Source organism: Pelagimonas phthalicica, assembly GCF_004364805.1.
GTDB classification, from domain to species: Bacteria; Pseudomonadota; Alphaproteobacteria; order Rhodobacterales; family Rhodobacteraceae; genus Pelagimonas; species Pelagimonas phthalicica.
The window spans coordinates 901,665-917,969 of sequence record NZ_SOAP01000001.1; the positions used below are offsets into that span (position 1 = coordinate 901,665).

At 57.2% G+C, this 16,305-nt stretch carries 16 protein-coding genes; 3 read left to right on the forward strand and 13 right to left on the reverse strand.

What is annotated here, in order from left to right; all coding sequences use genetic code 11:
- The first annotated feature begins 85 nt into the window (after positions 1 to 85).
- On the forward strand, positions 86 to 1,057 hold the full coding sequence (locus CLV87_RS04460; RefSeq protein ID WP_099243258.1) for a threonine ammonia-lyase: 972 nt from the start codon (positions 86 to 88) through the stop codon (positions 1,055 to 1,057).
- Between the two features lie 23 nt (positions 1,058 to 1,080).
- Positions 1,081 to 1,875, forward strand: coding sequence for a hypothetical protein (locus CLV87_RS04465; RefSeq protein ID WP_099243257.1), 795 nt, complete (start codon positions 1,081 to 1,083; stop codon positions 1,873 to 1,875).
- A 74-nt stretch (positions 1,876 to 1,949) separates the two neighbouring features.
- On the opposite strand, the gene CLV87_RS04470 is transcribed toward CLV87_RS04465, so the two are convergent.
- The 7 genes from CLV87_RS04470 to CLV87_RS04500 all read right to left on the reverse strand — a co-directional run bounded on the left by CLV87_RS04470 (position 1,950) and on the right by CLV87_RS04500 (position 7,694).
- Entirely contained in the window at positions 1,950 to 2,144 is a 195-nt protein-coding gene (locus tag CLV87_RS04470; protein WP_099243256.1) for a Trm112 family protein, read from the reverse strand.
- Positions 2,141 to 2,782, reverse strand: a complete 642-nt coding sequence (locus CLV87_RS04475) for an LON peptidase substrate-binding domain-containing protein (protein ID WP_099243255.1) — start codon at positions 2,780 to 2,782, stop codon at positions 2,141 to 2,143. Before CLV87_RS04475 ends, CLV87_RS04470 begins: the two co-directional genes overlap by 4 nt.
- A gap of 27 nt (positions 2,783 to 2,809) precedes the next feature.
- Positions 2,810 to 3,718 (reverse strand): thioredoxin family protein, encoded by a 909-nt coding sequence (locus CLV87_RS04480; RefSeq protein WP_099243254.1) that lies wholly within the window; start codon positions 3,716 to 3,718, stop codon positions 2,810 to 2,812.
- Positions 3,719 to 3,785: 67 nt separating this feature from the next.
- Positions 3,786 to 5,147, reverse strand: a complete 1,362-nt coding sequence (locus tag CLV87_RS04485; RefSeq protein WP_099243253.1) for a hypothetical protein — start codon at positions 5,145 to 5,147, stop codon at positions 3,786 to 3,788.
- 78 nt (positions 5,148 to 5,225) lie between these two features.
- On the reverse strand, positions 5,226 to 6,014 hold the full coding sequence (locus CLV87_RS04490; RefSeq protein WP_099243252.1) for an exodeoxyribonuclease III: 789 nt from the start codon (positions 6,012 to 6,014) through the stop codon (positions 5,226 to 5,228).
- Positions 6,015 to 6,094: 80 nt separating this feature from the next.
- Positions 6,095 to 6,991 carry a cobaltochelatase CobT-related protein gene (locus CLV87_RS04495; RefSeq protein WP_166652669.1) on the reverse strand — a complete coding sequence of 299 codons (897 nt, stop codon included), beginning with the start codon at positions 6,989 to 6,991 and terminating at the stop codon, positions 6,095 to 6,097.
- Between the two features lie 49 nt (positions 6,992 to 7,040).
- Positions 7,041 to 7,694 carry a peroxiredoxin gene (locus tag CLV87_RS04500; protein WP_099243250.1) on the reverse strand — a complete coding sequence of 218 codons (654 nt, stop codon included), beginning with the start codon at positions 7,692 to 7,694 and terminating at the stop codon, positions 7,041 to 7,043.
- A 165-nt stretch (positions 7,695 to 7,859) separates the two neighbouring features.
- Between CLV87_RS04500 and CLV87_RS04505 the strand changes: the two genes are divergently transcribed.
- Positions 7,860 to 9,299: an aldehyde dehydrogenase family protein gene (locus CLV87_RS04505; protein ID WP_099243249.1), complete on the forward strand. Its 1,440-nt coding sequence runs from the start codon at positions 7,860 to 7,862 to the stop codon at positions 9,297 to 9,299.
- A 116-nt stretch (positions 9,300 to 9,415) separates the two neighbouring features.
- On the opposite strand, the gene CLV87_RS04510 is transcribed toward CLV87_RS04505, so the two are convergent.
- The 6 genes from CLV87_RS04510 to CLV87_RS04535 form a co-directional block, all read right to left on the reverse strand.
- Positions 9,416 to 10,069: an RluA family pseudouridine synthase gene (locus tag CLV87_RS04510; protein WP_099243248.1), complete on the reverse strand. Its 654-nt coding sequence runs from the start codon at positions 10,067 to 10,069 to the stop codon at positions 9,416 to 9,418.
- Between the two features lie 15 nt (positions 10,070 to 10,084).
- Complete coding sequence (gene rarD / locus CLV87_RS04515; RefSeq protein WP_099243247.1) at positions 10,085 to 10,969, reverse strand: EamA family transporter RarD; 885 nt, start codon at positions 10,967 to 10,969, stop codon at positions 10,085 to 10,087.
- Positions 10,970 to 11,217: 248 nt separating this feature from the next.
- The gene (locus CLV87_RS04520; protein WP_166652670.1) at positions 11,218 to 11,640 is read right to left on the reverse strand and encodes a DUF3995 domain-containing protein; all 423 of its coding nucleotides are present in this window, start codon (positions 11,638 to 11,640) and stop codon (positions 11,218 to 11,220) included.
- 148 nt (positions 11,641 to 11,788) lie between these two features.
- Positions 11,789 to 14,242 carry a GcvT family protein gene (locus tag CLV87_RS04525; protein WP_099243245.1) on the reverse strand — a complete coding sequence of 818 codons (2,454 nt, stop codon included), beginning with the start codon at positions 14,240 to 14,242 and terminating at the stop codon, positions 11,789 to 11,791.
- 76 nt (positions 14,243 to 14,318) lie between these two features.
- Positions 14,319 to 15,317 (reverse strand): GlxA family transcriptional regulator, encoded by a 999-nt coding sequence (locus CLV87_RS04530; RefSeq protein WP_099243244.1) that lies wholly within the window; start codon positions 15,315 to 15,317, stop codon positions 14,319 to 14,321.
- On the reverse strand, positions 15,314 to 16,243 hold the full coding sequence (locus tag CLV87_RS04535; RefSeq protein ID WP_099243243.1) for a homocysteine S-methyltransferase family protein: 930 nt from the start codon (positions 16,241 to 16,243) through the stop codon (positions 15,314 to 15,316). Before CLV87_RS04535 ends, CLV87_RS04530 begins: the two co-directional genes overlap by 4 nt.
- Between the last annotated feature and the right edge of the window lie 62 nt (positions 16,244 to 16,305).

Below are 16,305 nucleotides of genomic sequence, written 5' to 3' on the forward strand. Positions count from 1 at the left end.
CGCATCCCTTTGCCCCGTGCAAGCCCTGTTGACAGTGCCTCGTAGCTGGGGCCCATTACGGGCAAAACCGGATCAGGATAGTTTTATGAATTTCGACATGATTTCAGCCGCCTCGGACCGTCTCAAAGGCCATGTCCGGCGCACACCGCTCTTATCTTCTCCGGCTTTGGACGAGATCGCAGGCAAACGTATCCTGATCAAAGCGGAATGCCTGCAACACACCGGCAGTTTCAAGTTTCGCGGCGGCTGGTCGGCGGTCTCGGCCCTGGATCCGGAAACACGCTCGCGCGGCGTTATCGCCTTCTCTTCGGGCAACCATGCCCAGGGTATCGCCGCCGCCGCCCAGGCTTTTGGCGTGCCTGCTGTGATCGTAATGCCTGCCGACGCCCCAAGCCTGAAAATCGAAGGCACCAAGCGGCTTGGAGGCGAAGTCGTGCTCTATGACCGCGCCGCACGCGAATGCCGCGAAACCATTGGCACACGGCTGGCAGAAGAGCGCGGGCTGACCCTGATCAAACCTTATGACGAACCGCAAGTCATCGCTGGCCAAGGCACTTGCGGGCTGGAAATCGCCGAGCAGGCAGCAAAGCTTGGGGTGACATCGGCAGATGTGCTTGTCTGTTGCGGCGGCGGCGGGCTGACCTCCGGCATAGCCTTGGCGCTGGAGCAATTAGCACCGGACATGCTGGTGCATCCTGCCGAGCCCGAAGGTTATGACGATGTGGCACGCTCGCTGCGCAGCGGTCAAAAAGAACGCAATGCGACTGAGGCAGGCGGGCTATGCGATGCGATCCTGACCCCAACGCCCGGCGACATAACATTCCCGATCATGTCCCGCCTGTGCGGCGCAGGTGTGGTCGCCAGCGAAGACGAAGCACTGCGCGCCATGGGGCTGGCCTTTCAACACCTCAAAGTGGTCGCGGAACCCGGTGGAGCCGTCGCCCTGGCCTGCGCCCTGTTTCACGCGGATGATCTGAAGCACGACACCGTCATCGCCACGATTTCAGGCGGCAATGTCGACCCTGCCATCTTTGCACGGGCGCTCAAAACACTCTAACGCCCTCAATTAAAGAGTATCCCATGTTCAGACTTCTAGCACCAATTGCCTTTTTTGGGCTTTTGATTGTCGGCGGGTATTACGCCATCTCTTCCACCAGTATCGAAACACGGCTCGAAAAGAAGCTTGCAATACTCATCCCGGAAGAGGTTCAGGGATCCGTCCAACTTGAGGGCTGCATGTTACAAGTCAGCTTTCCTGCATCAGTGAAAAGCAAAGACCTGGATTATTTTCTGAATGCGAACCTGGTTGATTTCGATCTTGGGTCTGTCTCTCTCATCCCAGGTTCGGACGGGACAACCCGCTACTTGGCGCAGCCCACATTCTTATCGAAAGAAACCCGAGATCAGGCATTTGCCATTTCTGAACTCGCCCGTGAATTCACCCCTCCGTCGCAACACACAACGACCCTTTTTCCAAACTCCGGCGGGCAAGTCACCTGGGCACCGTTGGATCAGGACCCTGACATTGCCCAGCGCCGCCTTGCATTCGATACCATGCTGAAACAACCCGGAGGCAAACTCCAGATTCACATCATGGCGAAAGCTGAAAGAGACGCCGCCACAAACACCTCAAAACTGGTGGCCCATAAGGATGCACCCGTCTTTTATGACTTTGTTCAGGCTGTGAAAGCGATGCCCAACCACCGGTCGCTTGTGACTACGCTCTCTTTTTCTGAGCCGCCCTATGATCGGAATAGCTTTGTGATGGGGTCAATGCATAGTCCGGCACCGATTGACCTACGCTTTCCAGATACTGAAGAGGCGAAAGAATTTGCCAGATTGATGCTGCTCTATCGCCAGAAACACTGCCGATAAATCCATTGGGTTCGAACAGGTGGCGGCGGGACGGTGGGCGGGGCGCATTTGCGTCGCAAACAGCGCCGTCCCCGTCACGCCTCCAGCTTGCGGGCCTCATCCACCAACATCACCGGAATCCCATCGCGGATCGGAAAGGCCAGTTTGGCGGCGCGACTGACCAATTCCTGCTTGTCCGCGTCATAGTCTAACCCCGCCTGAGTGACGGGGCAGATCAGTGCTTCCAGCATGCGGCGATCCATGACGGTTGTCGGATTACTCGGGCTCATTGAATCAAATCCTCTTCTCCGCCCCGCAGGGCATATTCGATCAGCGTCACCAGTGTTTCGCGCCGGGTGCACAGGGACGGAGCCTCTAACAAGGCCTGGCGATCTTCCGGTGTCAGATCCAACAGCATCGACAGGGAATTGATCAGCAGCTCATCATCCGCATCGGTCAGCGTCGGCCAATCCACCGACAATTCCTGCGCCTCAAAATAGCGCTCCAACAGCTTCATGAACCCAGGCCGGTCAAACCCGTCATCCGCTTCGGCCCCCGCGCGATCCCTGTCAAACCCGTCCCAGGACACGCGACAGCGGCGATAGGGTTGAAACCCCTCCACCTCTTCGATCACACGAAACCGGGAAATCCCCGAAAGCGTGATCATATAGCGCCCGTCTTCCGTCTCGGAGAACTGCGTCACGCGGCCCGCACAGCCAATGCAATGCAGACGCGGTTTTTCGCTATCAGGGGTCGGACAGGGCTGGATCATGCCGATCAACCGTGTGTCACTTTTCAACGCATCATCCAGCATCGCCAGATAGCGCGGTTCAAAGATATGCAACGGCAGCCGCGCCCGGGGCAGCATCAAAGCGCCCGGAAGTGGAAAGACCGGAAGCAGCTCCGGCAGATCGGAAAGCCAAGTCATGCACAGTAACCTAGCGCGAGTCGCGGTTTAGGCAAAGATCATCGAGCTCAGCTTGCGCCGCCCGTTCAGGACAACCGGATCATTCGGCTTGAGCGCGTCAAAGATCGTGAACAGCTGCGCCTTGGCCGCGCCGTCATTCCACTCACGATCACGGCGGAACAATTCCAGGAACTGCGCCACGGCCGCTTCGCCATCACCACTGGCATAAAGCGCCTGTGCCAGGTCAAAACGCGCCTGATGATTGTCCGGGTCCGCCTCGACCTGCGCCGTCAACTCGGCCACCGGGCCGGCATCTGCTGCCTGTTTGGCCAGCTCCAATTGCGCATGAGCTGCTTCCAGTTCCGGTGTGCCGGAAATTTCAGCCGGTGCCCCGTTCAGGATCGCTTCGGCCTGCTCCAGATCTTCCAGCGCCAGATGCGCTTGAACCATGCCCGCATAGGCGCGCGCATTGGCCGGATCTTCTCCCAGGATCGCCGCATAAGTCTGGGCCGCGTCCGATGCCGCGCCCGCCTCCAGCATCTCATCAGCCGCATCCAGCGCATCGTCCAACCCGCCAGAGGCATCGCCACCCGCCGCCTGAACCACGCGCTCAACAAAGGCTTTGATCTCGGACTCGGGAACCGCGCCCTGGAACCCGTCTATCGGTTGGCCTTGCCAAAAGGCATATACCGTCGGGATCGACTGGATCTGCAACTGCCCCGCGATCATTTGCGCCTGATCCACATTGACCTTGGCCATCTTGACCGCGCCCTTGGCGGCCGTCACCGCCGCCTCAAGCTGCGGCCCCAATGTCTTGCAAGGCCCACACCACGGAGCCCAGAAATCCACAATCACCGGGGTCTGCATCGAGGTCTCGACGACCTCAGTCATGAAGTCCTGTTCGCTTACATCTTTGATCAGATCAGCCGCCGGAGCAGCCCCACCCAGTTCCAACATGGCCTGAATCCTTCGATTTGAGTTGCCCCTATATGGCCTTAGTCAAGGCTACCGACAAGAGGAGAGATCAACCTTCAAATTCTTCGGCGTCAACCGCTAATCCCTGAGGCGATACATCCTCCGGTTTAGAGCGCTCATCTTTGATTGAGGGAGGTCTACGCTGCCACGCCACGAGCTGGACCCCCAATCGGTTATAAAACTCAGGAACAATACGCTCCAACTCAGCAACAAAATTTGCTTGTTGCGCAAATTTTGCTCCAAGCTTCTCCGACGTAAAGACCTCAAATCCGTGAGGTGCCAAATGCGGTTTGTCTTGGCAGGCAATTTCGACGTTTTCCATTATGTCGGTCAGAGCAAAAAGTGAGGGCTCGCTTGTACCGGGCCACTTAAGGCGTACAAAGTCATTCTCGTTAGCTTGCCCTTTCAATTGACGCATCAACCAGTTCAAACGTGCTTTAGTCGACTTTCGGTCTTCGGGAGCTTTCAATACCATCCCTGCTTCTACACATCGACGCATCAAATCAACTCGAACATCCATGGGCGCAGCGGCATCTGGAATGGACAAGCAACATGACAAGCACAAACGTTCTCTTAAAAGAGACAACTCATCTTTTTGCCGTTGGCCAGGATTATCTTTGTGTTTACGGGGCAACTTTTCTAATACACGGGTTCCAGTCATCCTCGTTAGAATGAGAGACAGATCTCGTGTTTCTTGGTGCCACGCGTCCAGAACTGTTAAGACCAAATCGCTCTGAGATGGTAATTGACCACCACCCGAAACAAACTTGTTCAACTCCGTCCATTCACGTGGCATTCGCTCAAACCCTTTGACACCCGCACTTTCATGGGTCAGGAACCGACGCAATTCATTGAGCAGAACCAATTGATCGGCATCTTCAACATCCTCTCCAGATACCAAAAGGTCTACAATGGTGAGTATGTGCATCCATGACCAATGAAATACGGGGATCTTGGACCGGCTTTTTCGTACCGACTCGAGAGGATGACTTGAAGGTGAGGTTGTGAACTGGTTGGAAATAGAAATAACGCAATCGATGCCATTTTCCTTCGCTAACAAGCGGTAACGTTCGATTTGCTCCGCTTCAAGTGCAGTACTTCCAATCTTAGCCTCGATTAGAGCTCGCCAAGTTCTGCTGCCAACACGCAACTCGATCAAGCCGTCGGGACGATCCTGACTGTCGCCCCGTCCAGACGAGAGTACAATTTCCGTATAGGCTTCCAAGCGCGATCTCTTACCAACACGTTGGCCTACCGATTGCAAAAGATGCGCTCCAAATTCTTCAACTTTTGTCATGCAGCCTAGAACAATTGACGTCGTTCGTCCTTCTTTCGAAGTTGTCGCCAATACCGGAAAGAGCCGTGCCGCTTCTCCCTGCTTCAAGTACTCCGGCAATTTCTCGTCAGCCATAATAATACCTCCAACCTATTGGAAGCATGGAAACATGTAAGGTCCAAAAAATCAACTTATCCGTGTCTTGAGCGGTATCTACAAATCCACCTCAGCAAACACAGGCGCATGGTCGCTGGGTTGCTCCCAGCCGCGCACGTGGCGCAGGATGCGGCTGTTGCCGCAGGCTTCGGCGATGTCGGGTGTGGCCCAGAGGTGATCGAGGCGGCGCCCCTTATCCGCCGCATCCCAATCCTTGGCGCGGTAGGACCACCAGCTATACAGCTTGCCCTCGGGAATGTCGCGCCGCGTCACATCCACCCAATCGGCGGCATCCTGCACCTGCGCCAGATGCTCCACCTCAATCGGGGTATGCGAGACGATCTTGAGCAGTTGTTTGTGCGACCAGACATCATCCTCTTCGGGGGCAATATTCAGATCCCCCACCAGAATGCTCTTTTCCGGCTTATTGGCATGGAACCAATCGCGCATCTCGGTCAGGTAATCCAGCTTTTGGCCAAACTTCACATTGACCTCGCGATCAGGCTTATCGCCACCTGCGGGCACATAGAAATTGTGAATGGTCACCCCATTCTCAAGCTGCCCGGCAATGTGACGCGCATGGCCCAGCTCGGCAAAATCCTCACGCCCGACCTCTTGGATCGGCAGCTTGGACAGGATCGCCACGCCGTTATATCCCTTTTGCCCATTGGCCACCATGTGATCATAGCCAAGCTCCTGAAACACCTCGACCGGGATCTTGTCGACCGGGGATTTGCATTCTTGCAAACAGAGCACATCCGGCCCCTCTTCGCGCATCAACTGCGCCACCAGACCTTTGCGCAAACGCACAGAATTGATGTTCCAGGTGGCAAGGGTAAAGGGCATGACAACTCTCCTGATCAACGCGAGGCAGACCATGCCAAGATGCGAACAAAAGGGCAACCCGAAGCCTGTCCAATTTTGGATCACATCTTGCGCAGGCAGTTTTCCAGCAGCGGAAGCACCTTGGCGTGAATATCCTCAAACACCGTTATCGTGTCTGACGTATCATACAGAGACGAGACATCGTAATTGATACCCAAACCGGCCAACAAAACATCAGGGTCTATGCCAAATTCGTCGATAACCTCGTGTAGATGGCTCCACAAATAACTTGGGTCATTGTGAAACAGGGTTGCATCATCGACCGGGGCTCCGTCAGAGATGATCAAAACCATATGCGGACCGGCTGACCAAGCCTTGGCTCTTTGCACCGCCCAAAGAATAGCCTCTCCATCGACATTTTCTTTGAGCAGATCTGCAAGAAACATTGCCCGCAAAGAGTTTGGATGATCTCCGTCTGTAAAGTCCGAATAGACGACGTGATTTAATGCACATAGGCGGCCCGGGTTTGATAGAGCCCTTTGTGCGCTCCACAAATCTCGAACCGGCGCGCCCTTCCATTCAACAGTGGTAAATCCGAGTACCTCAAAGGGCAGGTTGAGCTTGATCGCCAATTGCACAGTCACTTCTGCGACAAAGGCAGCCAGCTGGATTTTGTCCCCTCTCATTGATCCGGAGTGATCTATCAACAAAGTCAAAGTCGAAGATTTCGGCAAATTCAACGAAGGTTGCAACCGCCCCGCAAGGCGTGTTGTTTCTGCCTGAAGAAGGGCGAGATCGGTTGCCCAAAACTGCTGTAATTCGCGCCAAGTTCGGTCGGCAGACGCGGTAGGTTCCCCAGCGTATTTTCTGCTGCGTTCCAGATCCTTGGCAAGAATTTCTTGATCAAACGCGCTTGTGAACACCTTGTAAGACGGGGATAGGTGGTATGAATCGTTCAACGGCACCGGGCTTGAAAAAAGCTTGCGCAACCAATCCATTCTTACCACCCACTCAAAACCAACGATCAGAGTCCCCTGGCTTCCGGCTTCACTCAGGCAGCTTCGCCATGCGTAGATAAGGCAGCACAGTGTTGATCTCACCATATTTGGCAATCGCATCCTCATCAGACACGGCGACCGGCACCACCACATCCTGACCCAGGGTCCAGTTCGCCGGGGTCGCCACGTTCTCACGCGCCGAGGTCTGTAGCGCATCCAGCGCGCGCAACACTTCGGCAAAGTTGCGGCCCACTGTCATCGGGTAAGTCATGGACAGTTTCAACTGCTTGTCCGGCCCGATGATGAACACCACGCGCACAGTGGCACTATCCGCCGGGGTGCGGCCATCTGGCAGCACATATTCGGCGGGCAACATGTCAAAGGCCTTGGCGACGGTCAGGTCTTCATCGGCGATGATCGGGAAACCGGCCGGCGCGCCTGCGGTCTTTTCGATATCCGCTTTCCAACCCTTATGCTCTTCGACCCCATCGACCGAAATGCCCATCACTTTGGTGCCGCGCTTGTCCCATTCTTCGGCAAGCTGAGCCACCGCGCCGAATTCGGTGGTACAAACCGGTGTGAAATCCTTGGGGTGCGAAAAGAGAATCGCCCAACTGTCGCCAATCCAGTCATGCAAAGTGATCTCACCCTGGTCAGTCATCACTGTAAGATTGGGAATTTCATCATTGATACGCAAACCCATGTCGCATCCTTTCTAATTTGATGTCGCTTGTTGGCTATGTGCTGGCGAAACCATATTTTCCCGACGTCAGTTGTAAAGCCCCGACTTGCGCACCCGCATATGGGATGTCAGACTTTGCCGATACTCCGTCTTTAGGGCGGTCGCCTTCATGCATGGGAGAGACGCATGATCGAGAAAAAACAGTTTTATATCAATGGCGAATGGGTCGATCCGATTGAGGGTCGCGACTATGACGTCATTAATCCGACAACCGAAGAGCCCTGCGCGGTGATTTCCTTGGGGGGCCAGGCTGACACCGATGCCGCCGTGGCCGCCGCCAAGGCCGCCCTGCCCGGCTGGATGGCCACACCGGTCGCGGATCGCATCACCCTGCTGGAAAACCTGCTCGCGGTCTATATGGATCGCGGCGAAGATCTGGCTCAGGCCATGTCGGTCGCAATGGGCGCACCAATCGATATGTCCCGCTCAGCCCAGGTTGGCTCCGGGTCTTACCACATCAAGAATTTCATCACCGCTGCCAAAGATTTCGCTTGGGAACATCCGTTCGAAGACGGCACACTTGGCGCGCGCATCAGCCACGAGGCGGTCGGGGTCTGCGCCCTGATCACCCCATGGAATTGGCCAATGAACCAGGTCACGCTCAAGGTCGCAGCGGCGGCTGTGGCAGGCAATACCATGGTGCTGAAACCCTCCGAGGAAAGCCCGCTAGACGCCATGGTCTTTGCTGAACTGATGCATGAGGCGGGCTTCCCCGCCGGTGTTTTCAACCTCGTGAATGGCGACGGTGTCGGCGTCGGCAGCCAACTGACCGCGCATCCCGATGTGGACATGGTCAGTTTCACCGGATCGACCCGCGCGGGCAAGCTGATCTCCAAATCCGCCGCCGAAACGCTGAAACGCGTGCATCTGGAACTGGGCGGCAAAGGCGCGAACCTGATCTTTGCAGATGCGGATGAAAAAGCGGTCAAGCGCGGCGTGCTGCACATGATGCAAAACACCGGCCAAAGCTGTAACGCGCCTTCGCGCATGATGGTCGAAGCCTCGGCTTATGACCGTGTGGTTGAAGAGGCGGCGCAGGTCGCGGCCAAGGTCACGGTCGGCCCCGCAGATATCGAAGGCCGTCATATCGGACCCGTGGTCAATGAAACCCAGTGGAGCAAGATCCAGGGCCTGATCCAATCCGGCATCGACGAAGGCGCGCGCCTTGTCGCTGGCGGCGTCGGGCGCCCGGACGGGCTGAACAAAGGCTTCTATGTCCGCCCCACGATCTTTGCCGATGTGACCCCGGAAATGACCATCGCCAATGAGGAAATCTTTGGCCCGGTCCTGTCGATCATGAAGTTCGAGACCGAAGAAGAAGCCGTACAGATCGCCAATGACACGCCCTATGGCCTCACCAACTATGTCCAAAGCACCGATGGCGCACGCCGCAACCGCCTGGCACGTCAGCTGCGCTCGGGTATGGTGGAGATGAACGGCATGTCGCGCGGCGATGGTGCCCCTTTTGGCGGCATGAAAATGTCCGGCAATGGCCGCGAAGGCGGAGCCCATGGCATCATGGATTTTGTCGAGATCAAATCGATCTCGGGCTGGGCGGACGACTAAAACAAAAAAGGGCCGCGCCACTCTTATGCGCGGCCCGTGTTTCTTTGGGCCAAAAATATCCCGGGGTGTCCTGCGCCATGCGCAGGGCGGGGCAGCGCCCCGTCTCCGCTCACGTCCTAAAACGGTGTTTTGGCCCGCACACGAATACCGCGCCCGCTTTCGGGATGGCTGAACCGCAGTTCTTCGGCATGCAGCATCATCCGCTCAAACCCAGCCGCGGTTTCCGGCGCATAAAGCGGATCACCCAGGATCGGATGACCCAGGGCCAGCATATGCACACGCAATTGATGGCTGCGCCCGGTCTTGGGGAACAGCTTGACACGAGTCTCGTCTTCGTTCGATCGCACGACCTTGTATTCGGTCAATGACGGCTTGCCGGTCTCGTGACAGACCATCTGGCGCGGCCGGTTCGGCCAATCCACGATCAGCGGCAGGTCGACCTCACCCTCCTTGGGCTCCAGCTGACCAACCACCCGTGCTACATAGGTTTTCTTGGTCTTGCGCGCCTCAAACTGCGCCCCCAGATGGCGCTGCGCATGGGCGGTCAGACCAAAGACCATGACGCCCGACGTATCGCGATCCAGCCGATGCACCAACCGCGCTGTGGGAAAGGCGACCTCGACCCGGGTCAGCAGACAATCCGCCAGATCCGGCGTCTTGCCGGGCACTGACAGCAGCCCCGCCGGCTTGTTCACCACCAAGACCTCAAGATCTTCGTGCAGGACCTCCAAAGGATCCATCGGTGGGGTGTAAACGTCGTTCTGCTGCATCAAAGCCTCGGCAAATCACGCCCGGCGCATCTGCCGGACCAAGGGCACGGAATAGATCACAAGCGCGGCCCAGATCAATGGGAAAGCGATCTGACGCGCCGGATCGACCTCCTCGCCAAAGGCAAACACCGCCACCAAAAAGATCATTGTTGGCGCGATATATTGCAAAATCGCAATGGTCGACAGGCGTAACCGCTTGGCACCATTAGCATAAAACAAAAGTGGTACAGCGGTCACGATCCCACAGCCCATCAGGATCCAGGTGTCATAAGCACTGCTCAAAAACTTGCCCTCTGGCCCTATCCAGATCAGGTAAAGGATTGAAGGCACGGACAAAATCAGCACTTCGAGCATGAAACCCTGATTGGGTCCGATGGGGAGCGATTTCTTGAAATAGGCATAAAACCCCCAGCTCACCATCAGGCCCATGGCGATCCATGGCGGGCGAGGGGTGGCGATGAACAGGATCACAACGGCAATGGCCGCCAGGAAAAGTGCGATTATTTGCAGACGGTTAGGGCGCTCTCCGAGCAGGACAGCCCCCATCAACACGCTGAACAGCGGATTGACGTAATAGCCCAGCGCGGCATCCACTGTGCGATCAATCGAAATCGCCCAGACATAAATCGCCCAATTGATCGAGACGAGCGCCGCCGTCAACGCGGCCATTCCAAGCATCTTTGGGTCGCGCAAAGCATCGCGTAAATCACTGGTACGACGCAATAAAATTAGGACAAGCCCGGCAATAGGCACGGACCAGATCACCCGATGCGCCACTACTTCGACCGCGGGAACATGCTCAACCAGCTTGAGGTAAAGCGGCAAGAATCCCCAAAGAAAATAGGCGGTTACAGCGTAGGCCAGCCCGCTGGGGCTATCGGTATTGGTTGGCGATGTCATGGAAGGTCTCCTTGGCGAAAACCTAACCATGTGGTCAGAAAAAGGGGAAGCCTGAGCGCGATGACATTTTGTGATGGGGGCGCACATTTCGTGATGAAAGATGGGGTATTTGTACCAAAATCGGGGTGTTTTGTACCAATTGCCCCCGGTTTTGCGCGCATTCTGCGAGTTGGGTCGCCGATTCCGGGCGATGAGGCCCGATTCAGACCAATCTGTACAAAACGCCCCGCGTTTTGGGGGGATTGCCCCTATAATATAGCCACGCCCAAAAGCAGCCCGGAAATCAGCAAACACAGCGGTCCGTAATAGCGTTGGTCCAGCGTGGCGAAGGGTTCCATCGGCGTTCTTTTTCGCCAGAAACTTGTGTAGGTCGCAAGACCGCGCAGCGTGAAAACTGCGACCATGACCCAGACCGCAAAAGAGTAAAGCCAGTCCGGCCCAAGTCTCGGCACCTGCCCCGCCGCTGCCAAAGCCATGAACCCACCCAAAAACAAAAGCGCAGCCACGGCGGCGCTTGCGGCTGGAGGGGGCATTCGATCGATGTCTTTGAACCCGGCCACACGCTGAGCCAGGTCCCGTTCCGACTTGGCGGGCCATGTCTGCCCAAAGGCCCAGGCCAAATGCAATGCGGCGATCACCGCCAGAATAAGGCTGACAAGGAGTGCGCTCATGATCCATCCTCTGCTTTGCCAAACCATACGCATGCGTATGGATTCACGCAACGGAAAACCAAGCGCTGCAAGGGAACGAAAACCGACAATAGCTGCATCAAAAAAGGCCCCGAAAACCGGGGCCTTTCAAATCACTTGTGAGCATAGATCAGACTTTGACCCGTTCCGATTTCGGGTCATACATCGGCTTGCTCGACACATCGGCACGCACCCGCGTGCCCATCACGTCGATCTCAAAGGTCGAGGCCAGCACATCGGCGAGCTTTTCACCCGCTGCCGGGACATAGCCCATGCCCATGGCCCCACCCAAAGTGTGGCCGTAATTACCCGAGCACAGATAGCCGACAATCTCGCCATCCCGCAGCACCGGTTCGTTGTGATAGAGCATCGGTTCCGGATCGGTCAGCTTGAACTGCAAGAGACGGTTTTGCGGGCCGGTTTCCTTGCGGGCAATGACCGCCTCACGGCCAATGAAATCGCTCCCCTTGTCCACTTTGACCGCGAAGCCCAGCCCGGCATCAACCACGTGATCCTCGCAGGTGATGTCATGGCCAAAATGGCGATAGCCTTTTTCCAGACGCAAGCTGTCCATCATATGCATACCGCAAAGCTTGAGCCCCATATCCTGCCCTGCCGCGTGCAGGGTTTCAAAGACATGACCAGCCATGTCGGAGGAGACATAGATCTCCCAACCCAGCTCACCCACATAGGTGACGCGATGGGCGCGGGCCAGGCCCATGCCGATCTCGATCTCTTGCGCGGTGCCAAACGGGTTCACCGCGTTGGAGAAATCTGCAGGCGAGACCGCTTGCAAGAGTTGGCGCGCATTTGGCCCCATGACGGCCAAGACGCCTTCGCACGCTGTGACATCGGTGATGACGACGTTGAAATCCCCCTTATGACGCTCCATCCAGGTCTGATCGGCCAGACGGGTCGCCGCCGGGGTGACGACCAGATAGGCGGTTTCCGAAAGCCGAGTGACGGTGACATCCGCCTCGATCCCGCCGGTGCGGTTGAGGAATTGGGTATAGACGATCTTGCCATTGGGCACGGAATAGTCGCCGCCGCCGATATAGTTCAGGAATGCCTCGGCATCCGGGCCTTCGACGCGGATCTTGCCAAAGGAAGACATGTCATACATGCCGACATTTTCGCGGATGGCGCGATGCTCGGCGGCGCTGTTTTCGAACCAATTCTGGCGTTTCCAGCTATATTGGTATTCGCGTTCCTGACCGGGATCGGCGAACCAGTTGGCGCGCTCCCACCCGGCCAATTCTCCCATGACCGCGCCCTGTTCCAACAGGTGGTGGTGGAAAGGCGTGCGGCGCACACCACGGGCGGTGGCCTTTTGGCGGTAGGGGAAGTGGTCGGCGTAGAGCAGGCCCAGCGTTTCTTTGGAGCGTTCAAACAGATATTGTTTGTTGCCCTGAAACGGCTGCATGCGGCTGATATCGACATCCCCCAGATCAAAGGGTTTTTCGCCGGTATCCATCCATTCGGCCAGCGCCATGCCCGCGCCCCCGGCAGATTGAATCCCGATCGAGTTGAAGCCTGCGGCGACCCAGACATTGTCCATCTCGGGCGCGAGGCCAAGGTGATAGGCATCGTCCGGGGTAAAGCTTTCGGGCCCGTTAAAGAAGGTGTGAATACCCGCCTCGGCCAGCATTGGCATGCGGTTGCAGGCGGCTTCGAGGATGGGTTCGAAATGGTCGAAATCCTCGGGCAGTTGGTCGAATTCGAAATTGTCGGGGATGCCGTCCATCGCCCAGGGTTTGGCATTGGGTTCAAAGGCCCCAAGCAGGAATTTCCCAGCGTCTTCCTTGTAATAGGCGCATTCATCGGGCACGCGCAGGACCGGAAGCTGGGTGAGACCTTCGATGTTTTCGGTGACGATGTAGAAATGTTCGCAGGCATGCAGCGGCACGTTGACCCCGGCCATGCGGCCCACCTCGTGCCCCCACATCCCGGCGCAGTTCACCACCATGTCACATTCGATATGGCCGCTTTCAGAGCCATCATCCGCGACCCAGTCCACACCGGTGACCGTGCGCCCGGATTTGACGATCTCGGTAACCTTGATACGCTCTTTGACCAGCGCGCCGCCCATACGCGCGCCTTTGGCCAAGGCCAGCGCGATATTGGCCGGGTCGCCCTGCCCGTCGAGCGGCAGGTAAACCGCGCCTTTGACGCCGTCGAGATTGATATGCGGATAGAGTTCCTGCACGCGCTCGTTCGAGATCTCTTCGACCTCAACGCCAAAGGCACGGGCCATGGCCGCCTGGCGATAGATCTCTTCCTTGCGTTCCTCGGTCAAGGCCACGGTGATTGAACCGCAACGCTTGAAGCCGGTGGCAACGCCGGTCTCTTCCTCGAGCGTGCCATAAAGCTCCTGGCTGTATTTGGCCAGCTTGGTCATGTTCTTTGTCGCGCGCAGCTGCGCGATCAGACCGGCGGCGTGCCAGGTGGTGCCAGAGGTGAGCTGTTTGCGTTCCAGCAGCACAACGTCTTTCCAGCCCTTTTTGATCAGGTGATAGGCCACGGAACAGCCGATCACACCGCCACCAATAATGACCACGCGGGCCTTTTGAGGAAGATTGCTCATGAGGTCACAGTCTCCGAAACGTCAGGAATTTGAGGCAGCTTGGCATGAAAGCCAAAAGCAGAATGTGGAAAAACCGTCACGCGCTGTCGGATTTCCCAAGCTGTGATGGATTGGATGACCCAAGGCGGCGTTGTTTGCGCAGGGCAAAGGGGGTGATTCCGAAGAAGCCTTTGTAGAGGCCGGAAAAACCGCTGGGAAAGCCGCAGGCCAGACCGACCTCGCGCACGCTCATATTGGTGTTGAGCAGCAGGTTATTGGCGCGAGCCAGACGCAATTCGCGGTAATGGGTGTTGGGTGTGGTGTTGAGATGGGTGCGGAACTTGCGCTCGAGCGAGCGGGCGGAAATGCCCAGCACCTTGACCAATTCGGAAATCGGGATCGGATCTTCGATATTGGCCTGCATGATTTGCAGACATTGGTCGAGCTCGCGATCCCCGGACCCGGAGCTGCGCGCGCCGCCAAGCGGTTGGCGAGTTGAGAAATCGCGGATTTTCTCGTGCAGCAACACATTGGCGACAGTCATCAGATTGGCGGATGAGATATGGCGGCGCAGCACTGCCAGCATCACATCCACCGTCGCGCCCATACCGGCGCAGGTCACGACCAGCCCATCTTCGGTGGCGATGGCATTGCCCGCCTCGAAAAGCCCGGAACGTTCGCGCAGGACGTCAGAATTTTCCCAATGGGTGGAAAGATGGCTGCCATCATAGCCGCGTTCCTTGATGTAGCGGCTGGCAGCTTCGGCGAGCAGGAAAACCTGCGCGCCGCGAAAGGTATAGCGATCAATCTGGGTGCCCACGGACAGGGCCGGACAATCGGGATCGGCATTGCCGATAACAAAGGCGTAATCGGCCTCGGGCTTTTGGGCAAAGGACTCGGCTTTGACGCAGACCTCGGCCCCGCTTTCGACAACGCCACCAAAGGCCGACCGGTACGTCCAGGTAAACGGGGGGAAAGCGGCGACCCGATTGGCAATGCGCATCGCGTCCACGATGCCTGCCACTTCGGTCAGGACAAACCCGTCAGCGACGAGAATGTCGACATGCCAGCGCTGCTTTTCCCCCGCAGCGCTCATACGATCCGATGCTCGGCTTCGCGCAATCGGCGGGCAATTTCGGCGATATGCGCCGGGCCGGTTTCACAGCAGCCCCCTAGGATGGTGGCCCCCATATCGACCCAAGACATGGCGTGATCAGCATAGTTCTCCGGGCCCATATCCTGACGAGCCCGCAGATCTCCGGCAGTGGTCCCTCCTTCAAGGAAGGCCTTGGTGATCATGGTGAAACCATTGCCATACGCCCCAAAAGGCAATCCCGCTTTGGCAAGTTGTTCAAGGGCAGCTGGCATCGCTTCTGGTGCCGAGCAATTGGCGAGGGCGGCAGCCGCCCCATCTTTGAGGATTGCGGCCAGATCGGCCACCTTTTCGCCGGATCGCAGCAAGGTTCCATCTTCGTCATCGATTGTGACGGAAATCCAGACGGGTTTCTCGGCGGCCAAAGCCCCCACCAGAGCTGAACGCGCTGCATCCAAAGAGGCGACGGTTTCACACAAAAGCACGTCAACCCGCGGGCCAATCAGACCGGCAACTTCGCGATAAAGCGGGACGGCCGTGTCGTGATCCGGGTGCAGATCCGCACGGTAGCTGGCACCCAAGGGGCCGATACTGCCCGCAATCCGGCCAGACCCGACAGCGTCACGCGCAGCACATGCTTCGGTCAGGGCGGCATCGTGCAGGGCTTCGAACTTGTCTTCGATATTGGGCATTTCGGCGCCATCAACCGCGTAATGGTTGGACGCCCCGCGCAGACGATCCCGGTGGATCGCATAGGTGTTGGTCGTGGCAACACTGGCCCCTGCCCGATAGTAATCTTCGTGCACGGATTGGACGATTCCAGGCATGTCCATCATCACCTGCGTCGACCAAAGCGGCGTTGGTCGGTCACCGGCACGATGAATCAATTCCTGCCCCATTCCGCCGTCCAGAAGTGTAATTTCAGCCATTTCAAAACCCTTTTTTCGTGTCAGGCCATATGCACGGCCTGACACGATCTTAGCAAGTCCAG